Origin of the sequence: Chloroflexus sp., from assembly GCF_034434295.1 — a bacterium.
Lineage (GTDB): Bacteria > Chloroflexota > Chloroflexia > Chloroflexales > Chloroflexaceae > Chloroflexus.
Genome location: NZ_DAOTZQ010000055.1, coordinates 13,108 through 38,380 on the forward strand (window position 1 = coordinate 13,108; position 25,273 = coordinate 38,380).

Here is a 25,273-nt window from a genome sequence, read left to right on the forward strand (position 1 = left end):
CGGGGAGACCTGGCTGAGCTTCCGGGTCATGAACCATTCGAGGCGATGGTTTTCTGGTGGAGATCGCAGCAGCGGATCGCATTCAACCTGGGAGCGCGAGCCTCCGGCTCGCTTATCATCTGCCACAGCCCGCCATGTCTGCGTCTTGCAGGGCATTCCCACCCTGAAGCAGGGTGCACAAGCGGGAGCCATACTATACTGCCGGTTCCCGCCCCCAGCGGGGGCGGGTGAGGGTGGGTGCGTGTCGCCGTGCATTGCTGGACGTAGTACCACCGTCACGTGCTCACCCCATTACGCTGGCACTGCTCCTGCTACCAACCGCATTTGTTCGTCTGTGCTGGCCCATCAGCGCCTCACCGGTGGCACGCATAGTAGTGCGCCGGTAAGGTTCTGATAACCTGAATGGCACACAATCTAAGCCGGGATTCGCTATAAGGTGTATCATCTGGCAGCGTGCGATCCCGCATTTCGTGCTATGAGTGTATACGTAAATCAGAGTCGCAACGGACGTTTACTCATCAGAAAGCGTTATACACCAGGTTTGTTACACCTGCTCTGCTGACGTATGGCGAGGAGCTTGTCTGAAACTGGATAGATCTCGCCCTATTATTGCCATATAATGGGGCGCCACTTGCCCGCCGGGCAGCATGGTTCTCTGTTCACGGCCAAGGCAATCTTGTTTGGATGCACACAATCGGTGCTTTGAAGTTTGAAGTCAGGGAATACAGACTATGGATCATTTTGTTATTGAAGGCGGTCATCGTTTAGCGGGTTCAATTCGACCGGCTGGCAACAAGAATGCTGCACTACCATTGCTTGCAGCCAGTCTATTGACCAGTGAGCCTGTAACGTTGCGGAATATTCCTGATATTGGCGATGTTCGTACCAAACTGGCACTCCTGGCACATCTCGGTGTATATGTTGATCGACCAGAGGCAAATGTTGTTCATCTGCGCGCCGATCAACTGGTGGCGGGTGAACCGGATACCACGTTGGCCAGGCGCATCCGCACCTCGCCGCTGCTCGCCGGCCCACTCCTGGCCCGGCGAGGGTATGTCACCCTGCCGCGTCCTGGTGGCGATGCCATTGGCAGACGCCGGCTCGACACACATCTGTTAGCACTTCAGGCGCTGGGAGTGCAGGTAGAGGTTACGCCCGCCAGTTATATCCTGACTGCTAAAAGGTTGCGTGGGGCCGACATCTTTCTTGACGAGATGAGTGTCACCGGTACCGAACAGGCAATTATTGCAGCCTGCGTTGCCGAAGGCCATACTACAATTGCGAATGCCGCATCTGAACCACACGTCCAGGATTTGTGCCACTTTTTGAATCGTATGGGCGCACGGATCAGCGGTATCGGCACCAATCTGCTTGAGATTGAGGGGGTGACCAGCCTGCACGGTGCCGATTACACGATTGGTCCTGATTTCATGGAGGTAGGTTCGTTGATTGGCCTGGCCGCCGTGACCCGTAGTGAATTGCGGATTGTTGGTGCCCGTCCACGCGAGCATCGCATGACCAAAATTATGTTTGGCCGGTTAGGAGTTACCTGGCACGAGGAAGGTGATGACATTTTTGTTCCGGCTGATCAAGAGCTGGTGGTGCGCCATGATCTGCACGGTGCAATCCCCAAGATTGACTCGGCGCCGTGGCCTGGTTTCAACCCGGATTTGATCAGTACGGCGATTGTAGTAGCAACGCAGGCGCGTGGTACAGTGCTCATTCACGAGAAGATGTTTGAAAGTCGGCTCTTCTTTGTTGACCGGTTAATCGGCATGGGAGCGCGCATTGTGCTCTGCGATCCGCATCGAGCAGTGGTGGTCGGGCCATCGCAACTGTACGGCGAACCCGATGGCTTGCCCAGCCCTGATATTCGGGCTGGTATGGCGTTGGTGACGGCGGCGTTGTGTGCAAAAGGGCGTAGCGTCATCTACAACATCGGGCAGATTGATCGTGGCTACGAGCGCATTGAAGAGCGGTTAGCAGCACTAGGTGCACGGATCGAGCGGGTGCGGGCTTCGTAGCGGTTTCCAGCTACCGACTCACAAAAGATCCTCCTGACAGCGTATAAGCCCCTGTGGAGCAGTGATCATGGACGAGCGGGAAGTAAGTGCTACCGGAGTCTGATCAGTCTCGCAGGGTCTTACTGTCTCTGACGGGCACCTTGCCTGACCAGCATACACGCCCCACCGGGATGTATATCAAATCTTGCGCGATACAGTGCATCACGGCCTGTTACCAGATATGCGGTGCACCGTGACCATTTGTCTCCGCCTCGACGGTAGGGGCGGGTTCAAAACCCGCCCCTACCAGTTCACATTGCCATACGAGAGATACGACAGAGGGAGCGAAAGGGTACGTTTTGGATCGCCTGCCGGGCATTGGTCATAGTCGGATTCACGGCATCGATGGTGATATGATCGTGATGTCAGGCATGTGCGTTGTCCTGGCGGACATTAGAAATCGGACAAACCGATACGAGTCACCCAATTCATTGCCCCTTCCTGGCGATCACTTATATTGTGCTTCTTCCTGTATTTATTGCCGCAACGAAGAGCCTTATCCCAAAGTGACGCTACTGTACGGCTGAATTAACGCCTCGCTATCGTTACGCACTTGATTCACAGCCGGACTAACCGGATAGCAGTGGAGAGCAACCGGCGGTGGTGTGCGACAGAGATCATAAAGCTGACCGATATCCGCTGCCGGATCGAGCCAGAGTGCATCGAGATCGGGAGGGAGAATCACCGGCATCCGTTCGTGAATGGGCGCAACGATCTCGTTCGCTGCCGTTGTCAGGATGGTACAACTCTCCACCACCGTGCCATCAGGCGAGCGCCACTGTTCCCACAGACCGGCAAATGCCATCAGATCGTCATCGCGTAACGTGAAGTAAAACGGCTGCTTCCCGGTCGGTAACGACTGCCATTCATAGAACCCGGAAGCGGGGATCAGGCAGCGGCGCTGCCGAAAAGCAGTCCGAAATGAAGGTTTCTCCAGCACCGTCTCGCTGCGAGCGTTGATCATTCGGCTACCGATGCTAGCATCTTTCGCCCAGGACGGGATCAAGCCCCACCGCAGCGTAGCTAACTGGCGTCCCTCTATTGTCTCATGTACAGCAATGACTGACTGCGTTGGCGCAATGTTATAGCGTGGTTGGAGATCGAGTGGCGGGGTTACGGAAAAACGGGTCGCCAGTCTGGCCGGATTCACAGTCAGGGTATACCGTCCGCACATAGCTGCTCCCTGCCGGTGCAGCGTTGGGTATGGGGCGATAACATGAATACCCGACGCTGCCGGCGCTTGTTAAGACTCGTCCTTGTCGAGTCGAGTGGTTTCGCCGGTAGCGGGAGGCGGTGACTGCATCCGCTTGATGAGTTCGGCAAGTTGTTCATTAAGCTGAGCAATTCCCCTGGCCAGGGTTTGTTGCAGGTCGTGGGCAGCCTGACTCTGCTGAAGCTGATGCAGCGCCTGTTGACCACGTTCGGCCAGCTCTTGCACCCGTGGATTTTCGGCAATCATTTTGGTGGCTGTTCGTACCTGCTCATTGACTGCCCGCAGTCCATTCAGCAATTCCTGCTGTAACTGTCGTGCCCGCTCACTTTCGAGTGCGCTCCGCAGGGCAGCCTCGATCTGTTGCCCCAGTTCGCGCAGTTCTGCTGCCAGGTCGGGTGTTTGATCGGGTTTTTGTTCCGGTTGACTCATCGTCTTCCTCCTTACAGGTTATGGATATACACTGCCAGCATTCGACAGTGATAAGACGACCATTGGCGGGAGAATGTTGTAGATCGAGGCCACGAAGCTGGTGATGGAAGATAGCAACCTGTTTTCGGGGTGCTGCCGTTGTACTTATCGTAAGAGCTGATATGACTACCGACAGTGGCAGATCAGCCAGAGATGGGCGGTTCCGCGGTATAACCACCTCTCGACATTACCGTACCGTTTCATCAGTGCCTACCGTCGGCGGCGGAGAAGTAGCCAGAGACTACCGATAACGGCCAGGACACCAAGCGTAGGACGTGCGCCACGGGCCGGACCTTGCCCGATGAGGGCTGCCAGATCGGCGAGACTGGTACGATGGGCAGCAGTACTCTGCGCAGGCAATGCGATCTGATTGATCACATACCTGCGCCGGCGAGCAGCGGCATACAGGTGCGCCAGCGGTGGAGCCAGTTCACCGTCGCCGGGAAGCAAATCGATCAACTCGCTGCGAAAGAGAGCTAATGGCAAGAGTGGATCGCTCTGGTCACTACCCAGCACCTGCCGGAGGAGGGCCGTGTGCACCTGTTGGAGCATATCGGTCGGGACAGGTGTACGTACTCCCACCAGCATATCTTGATTGTTGTACGCGGCCAGCAATCGTTCAAGCGCTAACGCTGACATTGGACTGGTTGCGTCTAACGCCAAAACCAGATCGCCGCTTACCAGCGTACAGGCATCGCGGAGCAGATAGGACGTGCGGCGGGGTTGGGAGTGGTAGGTGGCGCAGACCAACGGGCGGGTTGCGGCAAGACGGGCAGCACTATTTGTGGCAGCAGGGCCGGCAGCGATGATGATCTCATAACTGGGGCTATAACGTGTTGCTGCGATCTGAGCAGCGTTGAGTGCCTGTTCAAGGTGGTTGTCGTTAGGAGCGCAAATAACGACTGATAAGGTATTGATTGTAGACACTGGAATCCTCCACCGTGAGTGATACTGTACATAGTATAGCATAGAGTAGATCCCAGCACCGAACCACATCGTTTAGAAGAGGTACAGCTCCGGATAACGTACCGCTAAAGGGGGTAATATGAGAAGTTTTTCATCTGGCGGTTTAAAAATATAAATGTTTTGTAACCTGCTGCCTGCGATAATTTGCTTGACAGATTCGTTTAGTCGGCTTAATCTTTTGCTCGCAAGCTTCCCGACAACCTCAGCTCATCCTACCAGCATCGTCGCTGCTGAGAAACAACGCACCTGACACGCTTCAATGCGTAAGTGTTCGCCTTGTTCCCATCACTCTGCCTGCGCACCGATGTTGTGGGAAGCCTGATCGTGTTTGAGCGGAAAGGAGGAGTGTCTGGTCTGAAGATTGTCGTGACGGAATAAGGTGCTAACTCTTTGTTCAGTCACAGTACCGACATAGTGTATTATGAGCTGAGGAGTCTATGAGTTTACCAACAAAACGTCACTTCCTTGCTGTTATCATCAGCATCGGTCTTACGATTGCCTTGATTGCGCCATCGGCTGCGCAACCTCCACGTCCACTTCCGAACCTGGAATCGCTGCGCCTTGCGGAACCGGTAACGCTAACAAGTGCTCCTTCTGCCCTCTCACCCAGTTTGATGGGAGTGAGTGGCCGGCAACAAGTCGTGATTCGGCTGAGCGAGAATCCGACGGCACGGGTACCTGAAGGTGTTGCCCAGGTAGCCCAACTGCAACGGATTACTCAGCAACAGGATCGGGTGTTGAGTCGGTTGCGGGCTATTGATCCAACCCTGGTTGAAGTTGCCCGCTTGCGGGTCGCTTTGAACGCGGTGATCGCTGAGGTTGATGGCACTGCATTACCTGCCCTGGCCCGCGATGCTGAAGTGGTGCGGATCAACCCGGTTGTGAATTACGAACGAGCAACCCAACCACCGATGGAGACGGTACCGTACATCGGTGCGACCCCCGATGTGCAGGCCGCCGGCTACCGGGGGAAAGATGTTCGGGTTGCGGTGCTTGACAGCGGGATCGATTATACCCACGCTGCGTTTGGTGGACCTGGCACGCTGGAAGCATATCAGGCAGCTTACGGAACAAGCACCTCCGATCCGCGTAATACGACCCTCGATGGTCTGTTCCCGACTGATCGGGTGAAGGGTGGCTACGACTTTGTAGGTGAGGTCTGGCCCAACGGCCCGCTGGCACCTGATCCAGACCCAATCGACTGTGGTGCACCTGGCTTGAGCAGTGGTACCTGTGCCGGTGGTCACGGCACGCACGTCGCTGACATCATTGGTGGCGAGCAGGGTGTGGCACCAGAAGTCGATCTGTTTGCGGTGAAAGTTTGTTCGGCGGTGTCGTCGTCGTGCAGCGGTGTGGCAATCCTCCAGGGGCTGGATTGGGTTGCCGATCCGAACGGTGACGGGATGACCGATGATCGGATGCATATCGTCAATATGTCGTTGGGCGCATCGTATGGCCAAAACTACGATGACGACTCGGCAATTGCCGTAGATAACCTCCAGCCGCTGGGTATTCTGGTGGTAGCTTCGGCAGGTAATAGCGCTGATCGGCCTTACATTACCGGCACGCCAGCCGGTGCCCGCACCGCGCTTTCAGTTGCCCAGACGGCTGTGCCTAGTGATGCCTCGTATCCGATCACGGTACTAAGCACCACGGTGTACGGTGTTGCCCAACCCTGGGCACCAATTCCCAATACCCCAGTAAGTGGAACGCTGGTCTATGGTGCGTCGTTGGGTAATGCGCTTGGATGCACAGCGTACTCGGCTGGCTCATTGACCGGGCAAATCCTGCTGGTTGATCGTGGTACCTGCGCAATCAGTATCAAAGGCTCGAACGGTGCTGCTGCCGGCGCAGTAGCGGTGATTGTTGCCAACAACGTGGCTGGTGCGGTACCACCTACCTTTAGCTTCGGTGGCGGGACTCCCACTGTGCCGGTGCTGTCAATTACGCAGGCGGCCGGTAATGCGCTGAAGGCGCTGGTTGGCAATGCCACGACCATCGGTTTCGATACGCCAGCGACAAACGCCGGTAGTGTGGTAGGTACGTCATCACGTGGGCCGACGCTGGGGCAGATGACCTACGGCAACCAGATTATGTACGGGCAGATTATCAAGCCCGAAATCGGTGCACCGGGTGCCTCACTGTCTGCGGTGGCCGGTAGTGGTACCGGCGTTGAGCCGTTCGGTGGCACGTCAGGCGCTGCGCCGATGGTGGCCGGTGCTGCAGCCCTGCTCTACAATGCGGTTGACTGGAGCTTTGCACCGTGGGAATTGAAAGCGCGTCTGATCAATACCGCCGAGACCAATATTTTCAACGGGCCACCGGTATTCGTTGGGCCGGCATTGGCTCCGATCACACGGATCGGTGGCGGTGAAGTACGCATTAATCGGGCGATTGCTGCACAGGCCAGTGCCTGGGAACTTTCGAACGGTACGGCCACGATCTCGTTTGGCCTGGTTGAGGCGACCCGTAATCCGACTACGCTTCGCCGCACAATCGTGATTCGGAACTATGGAAATTCGCCACTCACCTACACGATTACGCCTACCTTCCGCTTCGCCAATGATGCAGCTACCGGCGCGATCACTCCCAGCACCTCGGTGACAACGATCACGGTGCCACCACGCAGCCGACGTACCTTCACACTGACGCTGCGCATCGATCCGACGAAGTTGCCGGCCTGGGTATTGAATTCAGGGCCAAATGGCGGGAATGGAGCAGCACTGACGGCGGTTGAATTTGATGGCTATCTGGTGCTTGATGCACCCGGTACCACCAACGACCTGACGATGCCGTGGCATGTGTTGCCGCGAGCGTCGGGCAATGTGCGGGCACCAGCCTCGGTACGAGCGACGACCAGCACTCCGGCAACAGCCCGTCTGACGAATAACGGTGCCAACCCGGTTTCGGTTGATCCATTTACACTGATCGGTGAGAACCCGTTTGTCTCCGCCTCGCCAGGTGCCGGTATGCAGATGCCGCCAATGGATCTTAAGTACGTTGGTGTGCGTGCCTTTGATGGAACCGGTTTCTGCCCGGCTAATAGCCCTGTCATTCAATTCGCTATCACGACCCATCAGCAGATCACCCATTCCAACTATCCGGTCGAGATCGATCTGCTGTTTGACACTAACCGTGATGGTACGCCTGACTATGTCGGCTTTACGGCTGAGCTGAGTCTGCCGTCGGGTGCATTCGCGGCTGATGGTCGAAACGCTTTCTTTGTTGGCCCGCTGAGTGGCCCGTACAGTGCCTTCTTCTTTACCGGCCATGCTACCAATAGTGCCAACACGGTAGTGACTATGTGTGGTAGCCAGATCGGGGTTAACACCATCGGTCAGCAAATCAATGTCGATGCGTATACCTACGATAACTACTTCACTGGCTTCGAGCTGAGCAAGATCGAAGGTATGAGCACCGTGTTGGGTGCGCCACGCTTCGATATTGACGTTGGCAGTGGTGTGGTACCGGCAAATGGATCGCTCAACACGACGATCTACCGCTTCAATGCACCGGCTGACGTGACCGACTTCGGCATTCTGCTGCAATACTCCTTTGCGCCGGGTGGTCGCGAGGCCAGTGCGATTATCGTCCGCTAATCGGTTGTCTGTTGCATAACTGCCATAACCGGTTGACGGCAGGCAACAGATTGCCTGCCGTCAAGAGTTTTGGTGAGGCTGTGTCTTTGTATATGATGTCAAAACAGTAGGGGCGACGCATGCGTCGCCCCTATACCGACGGCTACCTAGCGACTTTTGATGTCAAAACAGTAGGGGCACGGCATGCCGTGCCCCTACCGCCTTGCCGGTGGCAAACCCGAACAATCCACATTCTCGAAGATACAGTATTACTCCGGCCAGCGGTAACGCACTCCCGGCGGTAGGCGAAGCGTCTCATCACCCAACCGCCCCAGGCTAAAGGTTGTTCCGTCAGGGCTGCGTTCGAGACGGGCAAATTCCGTCCATTGTACAATCCAACCGTTGCGCCGGATTTCGCCGCTGAGTGCCTGGCCCAGTGTCGCGCCAAACGCTTCCGGTACGATAAAATCGGTACAGATAGTATACGCCGGGGAACCTCCCTGACACTGCGTGCTGCGTAGGGTTTCCGCCAGGTATAATTCAGTACCGAGCGGTCGCATATGGACGCTCCCGTCCCGCCATTCCAGGCATGTCCGTTCAAAGCATTGAAACCAGCCCCAGGCGAAGGGTACCGCAGGTGTAAGCGGGAACCCACTCCGTTCGAGTGCACCTGTCTCGGCCCAAAAACGCATAAAGGTTGCCGGGACGAAATAGCCGGTTTCGGTGAAGAACATGCCTCCCTGGGGTTCGACATACAGGCCGGCAACCGGTTGGGGTGGGAGTACCTCATTGCCGTTCTGGTCGCGCAGTCCCACGGCGATCTGATAGTTGCCGGGCAACAGTTCTACCGGTAGTTCGATTGGTTGCAGGTGGTCGATAGGGTTGACCGCCGGCCAGCGCGATGGCGGCAGGGCGCCGTAGATCAGACGACGCTCACTCTCGATTGCCACCCGATCACCGGCAAAGCGTAGTTGCACCACCACACTGAGATCGTCAGTAGGACGGGGATCGAACCGTGCCCATCGCAGATTGATCACCACCAGGTCGCCCGGCTCGTACTGCGCACCGGGTGGTGGAGTAAGTTGCACGCCAACCAGTTGGATACCACCCCCGCTCAACGGCTGCAACGGCGGATGGGTGGGGCCGGTGGCAATTGGGCGGTAGCGGTCAATGATCCCAATCGAGCCGTCCTGGGCATAGCGATGGCGAATAATGGCGATCATCTCCGGCGTCAGCCAGTTGCCGAGATAGTCGAGCAGGATGAGCGGCGGATTACCGTTGGCTAGCTCGTACAGAATGGGTGTCTGATCGGCTAAACCCTGGTCGAGTAGCTGCCGAAATTCAAACACCGGGATGCGGGCCAGCCTCCCCGCCCCGCTGGCCAGGCCGGGCAGATCGGTAAAGATGACGTCGCCCGCGGCCTGGGCTTCAGCAGCCAGCACCGAGTTGGTTCGACTCAATGCTGCCAGCACCGCAGTCTCACGTTGGGCATCGTCCCACAGCCCGTAGCGCCCTATCGCCAGGCGCGGTGGGGATGGTTCGAGTAATCCCGCCGGTCGCAGGCGATTGGCATCCCAGCGTGGTGGATAGTAGAGGAGACTGATGATCATCAGGACGGGCAGACTAAGCTGGAGCAAAGGTTGTTGCGTAGAGCGGGTGGATACGACTGACCAGCTCAGGCCGCTTAACCAGATCAGCCCCGCATACCACTCGAAGAAGTAATTGGCATAGGCACCAACCTTACCGACGCCGATAGCGCCGACGGTGCCGGCGAGGAGGTAGGCCAGCGCCGGCAACACCTGTCCCCGTTGGTTGCTGTGCCATGCCACACCACCACCGATGAGCGCAGTGATGAGGAGCGGCCAGCGTAGCGTCAATTGCTGACGCCAGAAATCGGTAGCCAGGGTTGGTTCCCAGCGGTTAGCATTCGCGGCAATAACGTGCAGGAAGAACCAGCCATGGGTTAGCCACAACAAACCGACAACGATACCGCCGCCAGCTATCAGCACCGTCGCGAAAAAGGTGATTGCTGCTCGAACGGTGGGTGCTGTTGGTTGGGAACGATGCCGAATCCATTCAGCGACGAAATAGACCCCGGCAGCGGTCGGCCCGGCGATCAGCGATGGTTTGGTCAAGAGGCATCCAACTACCAGTAAGCCGGCTCCTATTCCACGTGCTACTGCCGGAAGGCGCTCGTGACGGGCCACCCACACTGCCCACAAGCCTAGCGCCACCCCAGGCAAATCGACCCGCATAAATGGCATCCATTCAATCACCACCGGAATAGTCAACCAGATCAGAGCCATCCATGCGCCGCGGCGCCCGATCAACGCAGCCAGCGCAGCCGTGCCAGCCAGGGCACCGCCGAGCGCAACGAGACGCCCGGCCAGCAACGGGTCGTTGGTGACCCATGCCAGCATAGTGCTGAGGATCAGGAAGAGTGGTGGATAATTGACAATCAAAAATGGTTCCTGGCCCGGATCGGCGTACAACTGCCAGATCGGTCTGCCGGCTAGAAGCTGATCGATCTGGGCCAGCAATGGCCCCTCGCCGTAGTCGATAGGGAAGGGAAAGCCAAACAGCAGGCGTACATGATCGAACGCATACCAGAGGTACACCACGACCAAACCGATCAAGATTATCATCAAAAGCCGGCGACCAATGAGCAACGTAGAGCGCATATGGTAAGATTAAACACGCTGAGCAATGGCGCTCAGACATGTCACAAAAGGAGAACTATTATGATCAGCCAACGCATTGCTCGCCGCATTCGCGCCGTCCCACCATCAGGCATTCGCCGTTTCTTCGATATTGCCGCCACCATGCCCGATGTCATTTCGCTCGGCGTTGGCGAGCCTGATTTTATCACGCCTGACCAGATTCGTGCTGCCGGTCAGGCATCGATTGACCGTACAACGGCTTACACCTCAAATTCTGGTCTGCTGGAGTTGCGGATTGCCCTGGCTGAACATCTGGCCCGCCGCTATGGTGTGCAGTACGATCCCGAAACCGAACTGCTGATTACCGTCGGTGTCAGCGAAGCGATGCTAGGGGCGGCTCTGGCGCTTCTCGACCCTGATGATGAAGTGTTGGTGCCTGAACCTTGCTTTGTGGCGTATCCGGCCTGTGTCACCTTTGCCGATGCGCATGTCGTCTATGTACCGACGAATGTAGCCGATGGCTTTCAGGTGAGTGGATCAGCACTGGAAGCGGCAGTGACACCACGCACCAAAGCTATTCTGATCGGCTATCCCAACAATCCAACCGGTGCTGTGCTCAGTCGTGAACGGTTGCTGGAAGTCGCTGCGGTTGCCGAGCGGCACGATCTGATCGTCATCTCCGATGAAATCTACGACCGGTTAGTGTACGGCGTCGAACACACCTGCTTTGCCGCCTTGCCGGGTATGCGTGAACGGACGGTCTTGCTAGGCGGCTTCTCGAAGGCATACGCCATGACCGGTTGGCGACTGGGTTGGCTGGCGGCGCCGGCTGAGATCACCGCTGCCGTGCGCAAATTCCATCAATATGCGATTATGTCAGCCCCGACAATGAGCCAATATGCCGGGCTGGAAGCATTACTGCACGGTGAAGAAGCGGTGCAGGCCATGGTACGCGAATATGATCGGCGGCGAAAAGTTATCGTCTCCGGCTTAAACAGCATTGGTCTGCCGACATTTGAGCCACAGGGAGCATTCTACGCCTTTCCCCAGGTTGGGCATCTTGGGCTAAGTAGTGAAGCCTTCTGTGAACAATTGCTGCACAGTGAACAGGTTGCTGTTGTACCGGGTGATGCCTTTGGGCCGAGCGGCGCCGGCTTTGTACGTGCCTGTTATGCTACTGCACTCAACAAGATTGAAGAGGCACTCGAACGCATCGAGCGCTTTGTGCGTCGTATTGCCTGAGGAGACAGGTTATGTCATTGCACGAGAATGAATCAACAACTGAGCTGCGCTGTGCACTGACCGGACGCCCACTAACACCCGAAGAGGCGTACTGGGCACCGCCGTTGATCACGGCGCGTCAACTGATTACTGCGTTCTTCAAGACCCTGTTTACCAATCCCGCCGCATTGGGTGCTATCTTCCTGAGTGAATTGCCCAACGTGCCCTACGCTCCTGAAGCCCGGCCACTGCTTGCCCGGCGTCGTTCGGTTGAGCAGGCAAAACTGCTCGGTCTCCTGCTGGTGATTGCGGTGGTCGTCGTTGGTTTAATCTTCTGGCTGGTGGGTTAGGTTGCGAGAGGCTTCGGCAGGGAGATGAGCAGGTAATCAGTAAAGCGCCAGCGTCATACGGATGCTCAGAACGCTTCAACTGAATCAGGGAGATGCGCGTCGCGTCTTACGAAGTGCGGAAGCCATCCTTCCGCACTTCCCTTGCCTGGCACTGCCGGTATGAAGGAGCAACAGTCTATTCATCACTGGCGGGTAGTGTGTACTCATACCACATCTGGTAAGATGCAATGAATAGCACCTGATTCTCCGTTTCCTGTGCTTATGAAAAATCCGCGTTTATCCGTGTCCCGTATGTGATGACCACGGATACGTGCGGATGCGGCGGATGCACCCGGATGACCTCATACCCGGTGATATGCTGTAATGCACCGTATTGTTCAAGAACAGAAGCCAGGTTTCTACCTATAGTCTGATTCGAGCTAGCCACATGGTTCACCAGGAATAGCTATGCGGATAAGTATCACCTCACCCGCCAGTCTGCTTGCCCGCTGTTCAACCGGCCAACTCTGGTTGATCGGTATGTTGAGCGCAGCGTTGATAGCAGGCTTTTTTCCAACCGGTAGGGTGATACTGGCAACCGGCTTTTGGTTGATGGTTACGGGGTATCTGCTTGAACGTCGGATGCCTGGAGAGCGTCCGCACTGGCTTCTGCGTATCGCTATCTGGAATGGCCTGGGCTTGAGCCTTGTGCCGCTGCTCTATCTGTGGGTAACGGCGCTCGGGTCGGCGATACCGGTATGGCTGCTGATATGTGTGGGGATACTGCTGGCCGTTGTTGCGCTGTACGATGCCTGGCGTGATCTGGCCCCCGTTCAGGTGCATCCATCGGTCACAGTCTGGTTGTTGCTGAGTGTCCTGGCGATCAGTGCCTGGCTGCGGGCTATGCAGATTGCCGATCTGGTATTTCCGGCCTGGGTTGATTCGGTTCACCACGCCCTAATGGTGCGGGTTGCCGCCGAAACCGGACGGGTACCCTGGACGCTGACTCCATATTTGCCGGTTACCGAAATGCCATATCACTGGGGCTACCACGTACTGATCGCGGCAGCATGGCATCTCGGCGGGAGTGACTTACTGGCAATGATGTTGTGGAGCGGGCAATTACTCAACTGGGTACAAGGGTTGTCTGCTGCGGCACTGGCTTTCCTGGTTTGGCGGCGACCGCTGGCAGCAGTGATCGCCGCCGCAATCGTGGGCTGTATTTCGTGGATGCCGGCATACTACGTCTCGTGGGGGCGGTATACACAGTTAAGTGGGTTATTACAGATTGTCGCGCTGGCAATAGGCTGGCAGCAATGGTTGGATGCCAATACGCGCCGTGAACGTTTGGGCTGGCTTTTCCTGAACATGCTGATCATCACCGGGTTAAGTCTAGTGCATATGCGCATGTTTGTGTTTGGCGGTGCGCTCATTGCTGTGCAGTTCACAGTTTGGGCATCACACCAGGCACGCCCGGCAATTGTTAGCCGCATGGTCGAGGCGATGGGAACCGGTATGGTCGCCCTGATCCTCGCCGGGCCGTGGTGGCTCGTGCTGGCGCGGCGGATCTTGCTACCGGCAGCAACCGGTGCGCACAGTCTAACGAGTGGTGGCTCGTATGTTCAACTGAGCGACAGTCTGATGTGGATCGGCCCGAACGAATGGCTGGTGGCGCTGGCGTTATTTGGTGGCGCGATAGGGGTGCTGTATCGGCAACGGGCTGCTACAGTGATAGTGCTTTGGGTGGGGTTGTTGGTTGTGCTGTCAAACCCCTGGTTGATCAGCTATCTGGCGCCACCTGTCGGTCTGGTGTTGATCTTATACGCCGTTGTGCAGCGCACGTGGTTTGCAGGTGGCGTGGGTATGCTATTGCTGGCTGTAAACCCATTGACAGTACGCCTGCCCTTTCTCTGGCTACTACCGGTTGATATTACAGCGATAAGCCTGTTTTTGCCACTCAGCAATCTGATCGGTGGTAGCGTTGCCCTAATCTGGCCGCGGCCTCGTTGGTCGCAGATGGCCGCTATCGCGGTGCTGCTGGGGTGTACGCTGTGGGGGGCGTATCAACAGCGCACAATTGTGAACCCGGTAACCGTCCTGGCAACCGCAGCCGACCGGGTTGCCCTGGAGTGGATTGCCGAACAGACACCTCCTACGGCCCGGTTTTTGATCAATGCTGCGCCCTGGTTGCCCGGTGTGGCGCGGGGAACAGATGGGGGGTGGTGGATTTTGCCCCTGACCGGACGCTGGACAAGTACGCCGCCGGTACTCTTTGTTCATGGTGAGGCGGAATATGTCCAGGCTACACAACAACGCAGTCAGCGCATCATTGACTTCGGTAACGGGCAAGCAGTTGATATAGCGAGTCTGATTGCTGCCGAGCGGATTGATTATATCTACACCTCACCAAAGGGGCCATTGCGTCCTGAACAGTTTGCCGGACAGCCAGGTTATGAAGCGGCTTTTGCCCACGATGGTATTGTTATTTATCGGGTAATCCGATGATCAGATGCCGGGTGAGGGTAGCCAGGCGATCCGCCAGGGAATATACTTCTGAGTAATTGTCGCCTCTCTCCTGTAATACAAGAAGCGATGTTATGGGTGGAGTAGAGCGAATTGCGAGTCCGTCTTCTCGACGGGATAATATCAAATCTGAAACATACAAAATGTATGGTACGCGATCCGGGACGTGTCCTTTCGCCATACCCTCCTTTACTACATCCTTCGTATGGCAGGGTGAATCGGCACATGCACCGTTCGTAGGGGCGGGTTCCAAACCCGCCCCTACACACACATCTGCCTAGCTCCTCTCTCCTACCCCCTATTTTCTCCCTTCTAACCGTTCAACGTAACGCTGCACTCCACCATTCACGTTCCGAAAACATCACCATCAGATAAACCACCAGTCCAATCAACCAGAACGTATCAAAGCGTTGCCAGCGGCGGGGCAAGGGACGGGCAAGAAAGCTGGTCAGACCAAAGATTAGCCATCCCACAAGACCGCTGCCGGCCAGGTAAGGTTGGTGCAGCGGTACAGTTCGCTCGATAGCGCCGTGGGTGATCTGGAGCAGCATATCCAGGTTATCTGCAATCGGTCCATCGAGCGGGAAGGCTGGCGCCAACGGTGCGACCAGGGCAGTCAACGGGTTGAAGGCTGCGATCACCCGTGCCGAAGCAGGGGGGACAGCGTTAGTGGCAATGAGCAGAATCGGCACGATCAACCATACCAGAGTCGTACCGTATGTTGCAAACAAACCTGCCGGTGGTGTTCGGGCCAGGGTAAGCCAACAGATGCATATCGTACAAAGCAAGAGATTCGTTACTACGATCACGATCAGCACCCAGATCATCTCGGCCAGACTCAGACTCCCAAAGAGAGGTAGGATGCTGAGGAAAGGCATGGCAATGATGATGATGATCAACATCATTCCCCATAACGCCAGTACGTGAGCCAACAGTTGCACCGGTGATACAGGTATCGGTTGCGCAAATACCGGATACAGCCGTAATGCAAGCGATGGGGTGATCGTGAGCAACCAACCCTGTAAAACCAGACAGAGACTGGTAGCGAGGAGCCGACCAACTTGCGCGTTGCGCAGGGGTAACTCAATGTTGATGCCGATATTCGTGAGTTGGATAGAACTGAGCATTGCTAACCACATCACGAATACGGTACCCATCACGCATACGCCCACTCGTCGGCTTTGCACGAGCTGCTGCCATGCATTCTGGAATGCTGCTATCACGGCACAACCCCCTGCACCCCACCGGTGACAACAATGCACGTTGGTTGATCAAAAGAATTGCTGAAACGTAAGCGCAATTCACCATTGCGCAGGTAGGCAGCCGCCGACTCGATAGTAAAACGAGTCGGGTCGGTAGCCATTACCGGGTTCCAGTTCGCAGTCTGCCAGTTATAGGCCTGAATAACAAGTTGGCGATCTGCAAGAGACTCAACCGTTTTCACTTGTACCTGAATCGTTTCTGCCTGTAATTGAGCCAGATTGGCGGGTAGCCGAAGATGCACATCATCATCAGCACTGCTTATCAGGATGCCATTATCATTCAAACAACCGGTGGTTTGTGTACTCTTCGGATCAATGCGCAGCCAGCCCACAGGTAAAATCAATTGTCCCTGACCGACAATGCGGGGGCGCATTACCAACAAGGTTTCACTCCAACCATCTGGTATGGTTGATGTAGTCGGATCACGATCAAGCCACGCGATAAGAAAAGGTCCTGGATCAAACTGTTCCGACACCGGTCTGACTGCGGCATCGATGAACGTTGTGCGCAGAAAGGCAAGCTGTTCGATGTTGCGATTCGGGAGTAATCCGTTTTCGCGTAAATCATTGATGATAAGCTGGCCGGGTGAAGTATTTACCGGTACTTCGGCGAAAACGTCCGGCCAACGGGCTACCGAACGGGCACCAGGCCGAAGAGTACCGAAGAAGATTAATTGGTCTCCATACATAATGTAGGAGTCGCGCAGTGTCACTGAACTGTCATTCTGCAGATCGACCCGCAAGCGCTCTTGATCAATGACCAGCGTTGCCTGGACTGGCAGCGCTGGGATTTCCATAGACGCCAGCAGGCTTTGCCGCTCCCACGGTGACAGTTGCACCGCAATCTGCGTTGTCTCCTGAAACAGTGGATTATTCAGTACCATTGCATCCCCGTTCGGTTCAGCATCGGTACTCAGTGGCCGCAGAAAAGCCGGACTGGTAAATGACAACGTCTCAGCCCGTGGCATTGCCGATAGCATCACCAGTGCAGTACTGGCAATCGCCTGTCGATTATCAATTTGTTCGATTAGAGTCAGGCGTAACGATGTATAGGCTGGCGCAGCGTTGGCATTAGCCCACCAGAGGCCACTCCCACTGCTTATCACCGCTACTAGAAACAGGATTGTCACCGGTAGAACGCGATGACGCCACCACCATATGCCGACCAGAAATGGGATAACAACCAGAGCGTAGATGGTGAGGGCCAGGAAACTCTGCCCGAAAACCGGGAGGTCGATAGCCGGCAGGATGCTTAATGCCGGACGCAACACCTCAAGCTGGCGGCTGGTAAGCTGAGCACTACTGCCAATAGTTGTTTGTGCCAGCAGTACCGGTTGGGCTAAGGCCGACCAGAACAGGTCACGTCCGGCCCAGGTGTTCAGGCTATCTGGGGAAAATGCGAGTTGGGTGACCCGTCCGTGACCGACTGGATGCTCGATCCAGGGTGGTTTTATCGGGTCACCAATCGGGTAAGCGCCATTAACCGGTTGTAGTTTGAGGCCGATCAAGGGGTTGGGCAGTTCCACTTCAGCAAGTTCTGCCAGTGGTTGCTGACCAAGGGCAACCACTCCGGCAATCTGTGCCGCCTGCAATGTCGATGGGAGACTGGTTTGCAGCGTAATGGCATCTGGGCCACCGCCGATAATTAGGTGCCCACCATCGTATACCCATCCCAGCAATGCCGCCTGTTGCGAGGGTGACAATGGTTCACTCAATGTAAAAAGAGCCAAGACGCTGAGATTGCTCAGACCGAGCGCGTGATCGGGAAGATCGGCTACTTGCAGGCTACCGGTAGCAAAAAGGTCGCCACTGACCGGCGATTCTCCTACCACAGCCCGCATACGATCAGTTGGCCGTAAGAGAAGCGGTAGCTCCTGCTGGGCCAGGATTACATTATTGGCAGTCACCGTGATAGTGACGGCGCGAGTCGGTTGACGGATCCAGACGTAGAGCCAGATCGTTTCCTGTCCACCAGTTGGGATGCGGATAACACGAGCGTACTGCGCCGGATCGTCTGCCGGGCTAACGGTGATTGTTGCCGTGATCGTGGCACCGGCGTTGCGCACAGTTGCTCGTACCGGTAGCCATTCACCAACGACATACTGACCTGCGAATGGCGTAAACACTTCAAGTGAAACACCTGATTGGGCATATATTGGAGATGACCAGACCCACTGAATTATGTGCAAACTCAGTGTGGCACACAAGACGAGGATAGCAAGTCGCAATCGGCCAATCATCATAGAAGCTGTTACAACGCAGGGATAACTATCAATATATTATACGGGAACCTCCCGGTTGCTGTCACAGATCATTCGTATCATGAACGAAAGCAGGCAGAAAATAATGATTTATGGGTAGAAGCTCTTTTGCACATGTATCGCACAATCACGCGCCGGACAGGAAACCGTTCATGTCCGGTAATGCCCATGTGGTATTGTCTGGAGCGCGGAGGCCATGCTTCCGCATCGTCCGTGCTCTGTTTCGTAGCTCAATCTACCGATCAAAGGTACAACGTGCGTTCACGTCGCGATTACCTGGCTTTTCAATGATCACAAGTTGAACATTGTTACCTACCTCTTCCGTGAGCATAACCGTTACATGACGCTTTCGGGCATGTGTTATGATCAACGTGAAGCAGTTACGATCTGGTATATCGCCATATGACGAATGAGTCTCAGATCAGTGAGCGCGAGCGCGAGATCCTACGTCTCGTTGCCACGGGTGCCACAAATCAGCAGATTGCGATTGCGTTGAACATTAGCGTCAACACGGTCAAAGTTCATCTGCGCAATATCTTCGCGAAGATCGGCGTTGAGTCGCGCACCGAGGCAACCGTTTATGCTATTCGCAACGGGATTGTGACCGTTGGCGAGACTGGTCAGAATGCTATCGACGAATCAAAAGCAACAGCACAAAGCGATGAGTTAACAGCGGTAACGTCTCCTCCTGTATCTGATGTGGCAGCATCAAATGTGGAGTCGACTGAACCGCTTGTTCTCCATACCGAACCGCCAACCGGATCAGAATCAGCAGATACTGTGTCCGCTACTCTGGTTGAGGAACCTGTTGCCAGTACAGCACCCTTGCCCGTCCCATCGGCGGCAAAACCGGTTTGGCTGCAATTACTCCTGTGGCTAATCGGTGGGATTGTGGTTATCGCTATTGCAGTAGCAACTCTGGTTATCAATGCACGATCCGGCACGACACCGGTGACTGCTGCGCCAACCTCGTCGCCGATTATCAATGCTCAGCAGCGCTGGTTTCTTCGTCAGCCACTGAGCGAACCTCGCGATCATTTCGCGCTGACCGGTTATGACCTTGAACGCAGATTGTACGTCATTGGAGGACAGCGCAACGGCGTTGTTAGCGCTGCCGTTGATCGCTACGACCCTGAGATTAATCGCTGGGTGCGACTGACCGATAAGCCGACCGCTGTGAGTCATGCACGAGCTGTTACGCTCCGTGGCCTGATTTACGTGCCTGGAGGTGAAGATAGTAATGGTACCGTGCTTGATCGGCTCGAGATCTACGATCCCCGTGAACAGCGCTGGTACTCCGGGCCTTCCCTGCCAGCTCCGCGCAGTCGCTATGCACTCACAGCCTGGGAAGGTCAGCTCTACCTGATCGGTGGCTGGGATGGCACCTCAGTACGGAGCGATGTCTTTGTCTACGATCCGGTACGTGAGCGTTGGGAGTCGGCACCCGCACTCCCGCAACCACGGCGTGATGCAGGGGTTGCGGTTGCCGGTGGTCGCCTCTTCGTTATTGGTGGCGAAGGTGAACAGGGGCCGCTGCGCGATAGTCATCGTCTCGAACCGGGGAATGATCCTAACCGCCGCTGGGCGGCAATAGCTCCACTCCCACAGGCGATTGCCCGTCCCGCAGTGGTTGGACTAGCCAGTACGTTGCTGATCTTTGATAGCGAGCGGCGTGAGGGGTTGACTTACGACATTGTGGCCGATGCCTGGAGCAGTACTCCACTGCCGGCGGAAGCGAATATCGCTACCGATGCTGTCCTCCTCGATTCCAACATCTACTTCGTCGGTGATAGTCGTACACAAGGTATGTTGAGCGAGTATCGGGCGCTGTACGTCATCTTTATTCCGGGGCAGTAGTGACCTCTTCCAGTATTCGCTGCACCGATCCCTCTCACCCCAATGATAATAACCCAAGTTGCTACCTATGCTATGAGCAGGCCACGTGAGGCTGACTGTCAGGATGAACAGCAAGACGCTACACGCAACATCGTGCGATATACCTGTATGAACGATGTGCGTAGCAGCCAGTTCCGTAGCCGCACTCCGTCACGCACGCCGCAAGGTAGCAACTCGGGTTACACCCATCCTCTATGTCCTCCGTGCCTCTGTGGTGACAGAGGGAGCAACTTGGGTTAATATTATAGTTCTGGCTACGGGGTGCGTGATACCAGGTCATAGATCGTTGCCCAACGTTTAGACAGCAGCTCCCAATCGTACCGTCTTGCCTGTTCCAAAGCTGCGGCAGCCATTGCTGCCCGGCGCCCTGGGTCGGCCAGTAGTTCGGTGATGCCTTTAGCCAGTGCTGTGACATCACCCGGTGGTACCACGATCCCGGCTGCACCGTAGCCCAGGATTTCGGCTCGATCCCCAACATCACCGGTCACTACCGGTACACCCAAGGCCAGACTTTCCGCGATCTTGAGTGGCCAGCGAGCACGCGCAACGGCATTATCGTACACGGGATCAACACTGAGATCGGCTAATGCCAGTAAAGCGCGTACCGTCCGATGCGAAACATGACCGGTAAAAAGAACCTGTTTGCACCAGGGTTGTTGTGATACGAAGTGTTGAATTACCGGCAAATCCTCACCGCCACCGATGATCAATAATCGTGCCGTTGGATACTGGACGATGATCTGAGCAAATGCCTGCAATAGAAGATCAACTGGATGGTTGTGGAGGGCAAGGGTTCCTGCATAGGCAATCACCGGCCCTGCGGGTAATTCCAAGGCGTGTTTGAGTGCTATACGGATTGGTTGTGGTGGCGGGGCAAAATCACGAGCCACACCGTTGGGCACAATGACGCAGGGACGTTGCAGTTGGGCCATTTGATCTGCCAGATAGCGGGTATTGACGGTAATGCCGGCGGCTAGCCGCGGTAACAGCCATTGCCAGAAGGCAAAAACGGCTCGTTGCCAGTGTGCAGTAAAACGGTTGGCCGTTACCTCATCATCGTCGCAATCGACAAGAAATCGCTGGCGCCGCCAGAGACACACTGCAAGTAGCGCCGCCAGGCCATTAATCGGTTGTGGTTTTCCCAGATGATACCACTCTGCTGGCGAGCACAGCACCCCCCACATCATGCCGAGTGTTGAGGAGAGCAGCACAAAGAGTAGTCCAAGAGGAGTAAATCGCACCGGTGTACTGCCGACCTTACGTGCGTGCATCTGGCCAACATACCAGACCTCAACACCATCGATTACAAACCGGCGTTGGGTACAACTGGCGAGATCGGGATGGAGGGCCAGGATGCGCACCTGAAACCCTTGCTGAACCAGACCATGCGCAATATTGAAATAGCGCCTCCCGGAAGGACGTTCAATGCCCATTGGTAAGAGAAAAACGATTCGTCGTTTGTTGAAGAATTCTTTCTGCTGAAGGCAAGAATGTGCGAATAGTGTCATAACAGGCACTTGTTCTGCATTTATCTCTGGTTCAGTTCACGTGCCAGATCGGTAATGATTGATATCAATCGAGACCAGGACTCGGCCCGTTCGCTGGCCGATGCCCGTACATTAGCTGTGAGGCACGATACCAGATCTTCTTGAAAATAGCGCACAATGGCTTGAGCAAGCGCATTCGCATCCTGTGGCGGCACAATCAGTCCGGTAACGCCATCCTGCACGACTTCTGGTAGCCCACCGACATTGGTGGTAATCACCGGTTTGCCAAAACCAAACGCAAGCTGGACTACTGCACTTTGCGTGGCCGAGACGTAAGGTAATACAACAACATCGGCCATACCGAAGATTGCCGGTAATTCTTCATTTGACACATAGCGATCAACGAATGTTATTGCCTCGGTCACCCCAAACTCGGCTGCGTAGCGCTGATAGTATGCCGGTGCCCCCCAGATTTCACCCACGACGAGTAAATGAACGTCAAGCTGTTGCCGAACCTGAGCCAGGGCCTGAATCAGATATTCTAACCCTTTGTAGGGACGAACAAATCCGAAAAAGAGCAATATCCGACGCTGATCAGGCACTTGCCACTGGTGGCGCAGTGTGGCATTGACAGAAGATGCTGCATTGATCAAGATAGGCTCATACGTGGGCAGGAATGCCTTCACGATCCGGGCATGAGGGAGCAACGCCCGCGCCCGGTAGCGATCTGGTTCACTGTGTACGATGAGGGCATCAGCCCGACGCAGCACTGTCATCGCCAGCCGTCGATCAATCACGCCGCCGCCGTCGTGTGGTAGGACGTTGTGACAGATCATGGCAATCTTCGTTGCTGGTGGTCGTTTAAGCAGACTCGAAATAACGGTCAAGCTGGGCGTCCAGTACGGAACCCACCACTGTAATAAAAGGAGGTCAGATTGATCGGCACGTACCCGGCGCACCAAACGCCACCAGGTAAAGGGATTTATCGGATCAAGCAAGTACTCGCACTCAACCCGCAGCGGTGCAGCACTTGGATCGCGATCACTACGGCCTGGAAAGAGCCAGGTCGGGTATTGGCGAGTGAAGGAGTAGAAAAATGTGGTATGCCCGGCTGCCCGAAGGTGGTGAACCAGCATGGTGCTGTAATGGGCAATACCACCGCGAAAAGGATAGGTTGGTCCTACAACTGCAATACGCACTAGCGAATCCTCCAAATACTTACTCCGTCCCGACGGTAAATAAGCTCGTAATAGGGAGATTGATCGATTTGGCTCGGATCAAGGTATTCGTTCGCCGGATTGGCGGCTGGTCCATTGTAGAGAAACGTGAAGCCATTTGCACGGAGTGCCGCCGCAGCCTCAGCACTATCAATTGGATATTGTTGGATCGATTGGTTCAGTTGGGCGATATTGCGTAGGGTGTCAGGTGGATCGACGGCTTCAAACCCTACCGCCATCGGCAACAGATTAGTGCGACGACCGGTGAGAAAACTCAACCACCAACCGCCATCATTGCCGGCATAGACATATCCACCGTAAGCCGGGAAGCCGTTCACATAAATTGCCGCATCCTCTGGCAGGTTGGTTTTAATCCATTGCGCTGCCGCCAGATCAGCCGGTGTCGCCAGTTGGTATGCCGGATCAAGGATGGTTGCCTGCAGGTGTGTACCCCAGCCGAGGATTGCCAGACCTGTGGCAAGCTGCACAGTTATGATCGTACCAACGCTATGCCGCCAGTTCACCGGCAGTAACCGGGCCAGACTACGCAGCAGACTAACCCAACCGGCACCGGCAGCCGGAGCGATCGCCAGGTATGCGCCGATTAACACAGCAAATGCCGTAATCATCCCCTGCCCGTTTAGTCCAAGCAGTTGCGGGTTGGCTACCAGCCATACCAGGACGGCCCATACCGCCAGGACGATGCCACTACTCTGCCGACGCCAGAGCAAACTCCCCAGTCCCAGTGCGGCGAATGGAAAGAGGCCGGCATGAAATGCAGCGCCAATCGTCTCGAATGCGATAGGGTTACTGGTTTCAGCGTTAGTATTGAGGAGCGCAGAAGCCAGGCGCGTGATCTGGCCCTGCTGCACACGCCATAGCCAGGGAGCGGCCAGTAACACCGATCCCAGCGCACCAATTGCCCCCACAGCACCCAGACGGAACAATATCTGCCATCGCAGCGAGGTGTGCAACCCAACACTAACAATCGCATAGGCGATAACGAAGCAGATTGCCAGCACCGCCACCCGATAATGACTCAATGCCAGTCCGGCACTCGTTAGCCAGACCAGCAACAATGACGTGCGTAGGTCGCGCCACGAACGATGTGGCTGCAATGTCCGGTCAACCAACGTCATCCAGGCGATGGCCGCTGCTGGCAAGACGGTCTGTCCGGCCAGTTGGGTGTAGCGCCCCCAATTGACATAATATGCCGGGTAAAAGCTGAGGAAGCCAACGACCAGGGCAGCCCATACACCGGTCAGGCGCGAATGGGTCAGACGGGCCGTCAATAGATACAGCAATGGCACCGCCAGACCGTTCATCACCTGCCCCACCAGAATAACCCCCTGCGCGGCTGAGATACCGGTGAGCCAGTGCCACCATGCGGCCATGGCGTGAAAGGCATAGTGGTAAGTGAAGGTTGTCGCCGGTGCGTATGGTTGCCATGAGTGAAACAGACCACCGTGATCAATGAATAGCTGGGTGATGACAGTATGATGGTATGAGTCGCCGAATAATCCCACCGGGATCGTGCGGACGACAAAGAGGCGCACTGCCAGTGCAGCGACAGTGAGCGACACCACAATCCATCCGATCAGATGTCGGTGCGAATACGTTGCTAATCGGTAGGGTTGCGGTGGCCAGCACACTACAACAGCCAGTACAGCCAGCAGCACCCAGGCCGATCCACTGTGCCAGCGCCAGCCGATCAGTTCACTGAACAGTAGCAGGACAGGCATGACCACACAACTGAGGCTGGTGGCAAGTGCTAACCGTTCAAACCAGAGGAGTGGTACAGGATACAGCCAGCGTAATACTGCCAGTCCTGGAATGATGAAGAGCAGCAACCCGCCACCGATGGTCAACGGTACCTGGAGCAATGACTCTGTCATCCACCAGAGCAATCCTGGCGCTGCCATGCTGATAACCGCCGCCAACCAGATGATCGGTAACCAGATTTCCAGGCGGGAAAAGATATATGTGCGAGTGGTTATCACAGGTAGACTCTACACCCATAGTGCAACATTGCCGAAAGGCGTGCTTATTGTAGCACGCCTTAGTGTATGATTTGCGGCGGCTATGTTGCAATCTATCGCCAAGCAGAGGGGGTGATGTCTTCTCTACGC

At 55.8% G+C, this 25,273-nt stretch carries 15 protein-coding genes; 6 read left to right on the forward strand and 9 right to left on the reverse strand.

Features of this window, described 5'->3' with window-relative positions; translation table 11 throughout:
• Window positions 1–731 precede the first annotated feature (731 nt).
• Entirely contained in the window at window positions 732–2,024 is a 1,293-nt protein-coding gene (murA, locus tag VAE57_RS08365) for a UDP-N-acetylglucosamine 1-carboxyvinyltransferase (RefSeq protein ID WP_322821430.1), read from the forward strand.
• Window positions 2,025–2,559: 535 nt separating this feature from the next.
• On the opposite strand, the gene VAE57_RS08370 is transcribed toward murA, so the two are convergent.
• The 3 genes from VAE57_RS08370 to VAE57_RS08380 all read right to left on the reverse strand — a co-directional run bounded on the left by VAE57_RS08370 (window position 2,560) and on the right by VAE57_RS08380 (window position 4,671).
• Complete coding sequence (locus VAE57_RS08370; protein ID WP_322821431.1) at window positions 2,560–3,237, reverse strand: SOS response-associated peptidase; 678 nt, start codon at window positions 3,235–3,237, stop codon at window positions 2,560–2,562.
• A 69-nt stretch (window positions 3,238–3,306) separates the two neighbouring features.
• The gene (locus VAE57_RS08375) at window positions 3,307–3,705 is read right to left on the reverse strand and encodes a hypothetical protein (RefSeq protein WP_322821432.1); all 399 of its coding nucleotides are present in this window, start codon (window positions 3,703–3,705) and stop codon (window positions 3,307–3,309) included.
• A 249-nt stretch (window positions 3,706–3,954) separates the two neighbouring features.
• Window positions 3,955–4,671, reverse strand: a complete 717-nt coding sequence (locus VAE57_RS08380) for a hypothetical protein (protein ID WP_322821433.1) — start codon at window positions 4,669–4,671, stop codon at window positions 3,955–3,957.
• Between the two features lie 476 nt (window positions 4,672–5,147).
• Between VAE57_RS08380 and VAE57_RS08385 the strand changes: the two genes are divergently transcribed.
• Window positions 5,148–8,309 (forward strand): S8 family serine peptidase, encoded by a 3,162-nt coding sequence (locus VAE57_RS08385; RefSeq protein ID WP_322821434.1) that lies wholly within the window; start codon window positions 5,148–5,150, stop codon window positions 8,307–8,309.
• Window positions 8,310–8,557: 248 nt separating this feature from the next.
• Here the strand turns inward: VAE57_RS08385 and VAE57_RS08390 are convergent, their stop codons facing one another.
• Window positions 8,558–10,969 (reverse strand): hypothetical protein, encoded by a 2,412-nt coding sequence (locus VAE57_RS08390; protein ID WP_322821435.1) that lies wholly within the window; start codon window positions 10,967–10,969, stop codon window positions 8,558–8,560.
• Window positions 10,970–11,029: 60 nt separating this feature from the next.
• On the opposite strand from VAE57_RS08390, the gene VAE57_RS08395 reads away from it, so the two are divergent.
• The 3 genes from VAE57_RS08395 (at window position 11,030) to VAE57_RS08405 (ending at window position 15,003) form a co-directional block, all read left to right on the forward strand.
• Window positions 11,030–12,190: an aminotransferase class I/II-fold pyridoxal phosphate-dependent enzyme gene (locus VAE57_RS08395; RefSeq protein ID WP_322821436.1), complete on the forward strand. Its 1,161-nt coding sequence runs from the start codon at window positions 11,030–11,032 to the stop codon at window positions 12,188–12,190.
• Window positions 12,191–12,201: 11 nt separating this feature from the next.
• Entirely contained in the window at window positions 12,202–12,519 is a 318-nt protein-coding gene (locus tag VAE57_RS08400) for a hypothetical protein (RefSeq protein WP_322821437.1), read from the forward strand.
• 447 nt (window positions 12,520–12,966) lie between these two features.
• The gene (locus VAE57_RS08405) at window positions 12,967–15,003 is read left to right on the forward strand and encodes a hypothetical protein (protein WP_322821438.1); all 2,037 of its coding nucleotides are present in this window, start codon (window positions 12,967–12,969) and stop codon (window positions 15,001–15,003) included.
• 338 nt (window positions 15,004–15,341) lie between these two features.
• Here VAE57_RS08405 and VAE57_RS08410 read toward each other — a convergent pair whose 3' ends face one another.
• Both VAE57_RS08410 and VAE57_RS08415 read right to left on the reverse strand, forming a co-directional pair.
• The gene (locus VAE57_RS08410) at window positions 15,342–16,148 is read right to left on the reverse strand and encodes a hypothetical protein (RefSeq protein ID WP_322821439.1); all 807 of its coding nucleotides are present in this window, start codon (window positions 16,146–16,148) and stop codon (window positions 15,342–15,344) included.
• Between the two features lie 92 nt (window positions 16,149–16,240).
• Window positions 16,241–18,409, reverse strand: a complete 2,169-nt coding sequence (locus VAE57_RS08415) for a hypothetical protein (protein ID WP_322821440.1) — start codon at window positions 18,407–18,409, stop codon at window positions 16,241–16,243.
• 537 nt (window positions 18,410–18,946) lie between these two features.
• Here VAE57_RS08415 and VAE57_RS08420 point away from each other — a divergent pair.
• The gene (locus VAE57_RS08420; RefSeq protein ID WP_322821441.1) at window positions 18,947–20,401 is read left to right on the forward strand and encodes a LuxR C-terminal-related transcriptional regulator; all 1,455 of its coding nucleotides are present in this window, start codon (window positions 18,947–18,949) and stop codon (window positions 20,399–20,401) included.
• 293 nt (window positions 20,402–20,694) lie between these two features.
• Here VAE57_RS08420 and VAE57_RS08425 read toward each other — a convergent pair whose 3' ends face one another.
• The 3 genes from VAE57_RS08425 to VAE57_RS08435 are packed head-to-tail and all read right to left on the reverse strand — an operon-like array spanning window position 20,695 to window position 25,144.
• Window positions 20,695–21,948 carry a glycosyltransferase gene (locus tag VAE57_RS08425; protein ID WP_322821442.1) on the reverse strand — a complete coding sequence of 418 codons (1,254 nt, stop codon included), beginning with the start codon at window positions 21,946–21,948 and terminating at the stop codon, window positions 20,695–20,697.
• Between the two features lie 20 nt (window positions 21,949–21,968).
• Window positions 21,969–23,126, reverse strand: coding sequence for a glycosyltransferase (locus VAE57_RS08430; RefSeq protein ID WP_322821443.1), 1,158 nt, complete (start codon window positions 23,124–23,126; stop codon window positions 21,969–21,971).
• Window positions 23,126–25,144 (reverse strand): hypothetical protein, encoded by a 2,019-nt coding sequence (locus VAE57_RS08435; RefSeq protein WP_322821444.1) that lies wholly within the window; start codon window positions 25,142–25,144, stop codon window positions 23,126–23,128. Before VAE57_RS08435 ends, VAE57_RS08430 begins: the two co-directional genes overlap by 1 nt.
• Window positions 25,145–25,273 lie beyond the last annotated feature (129 nt).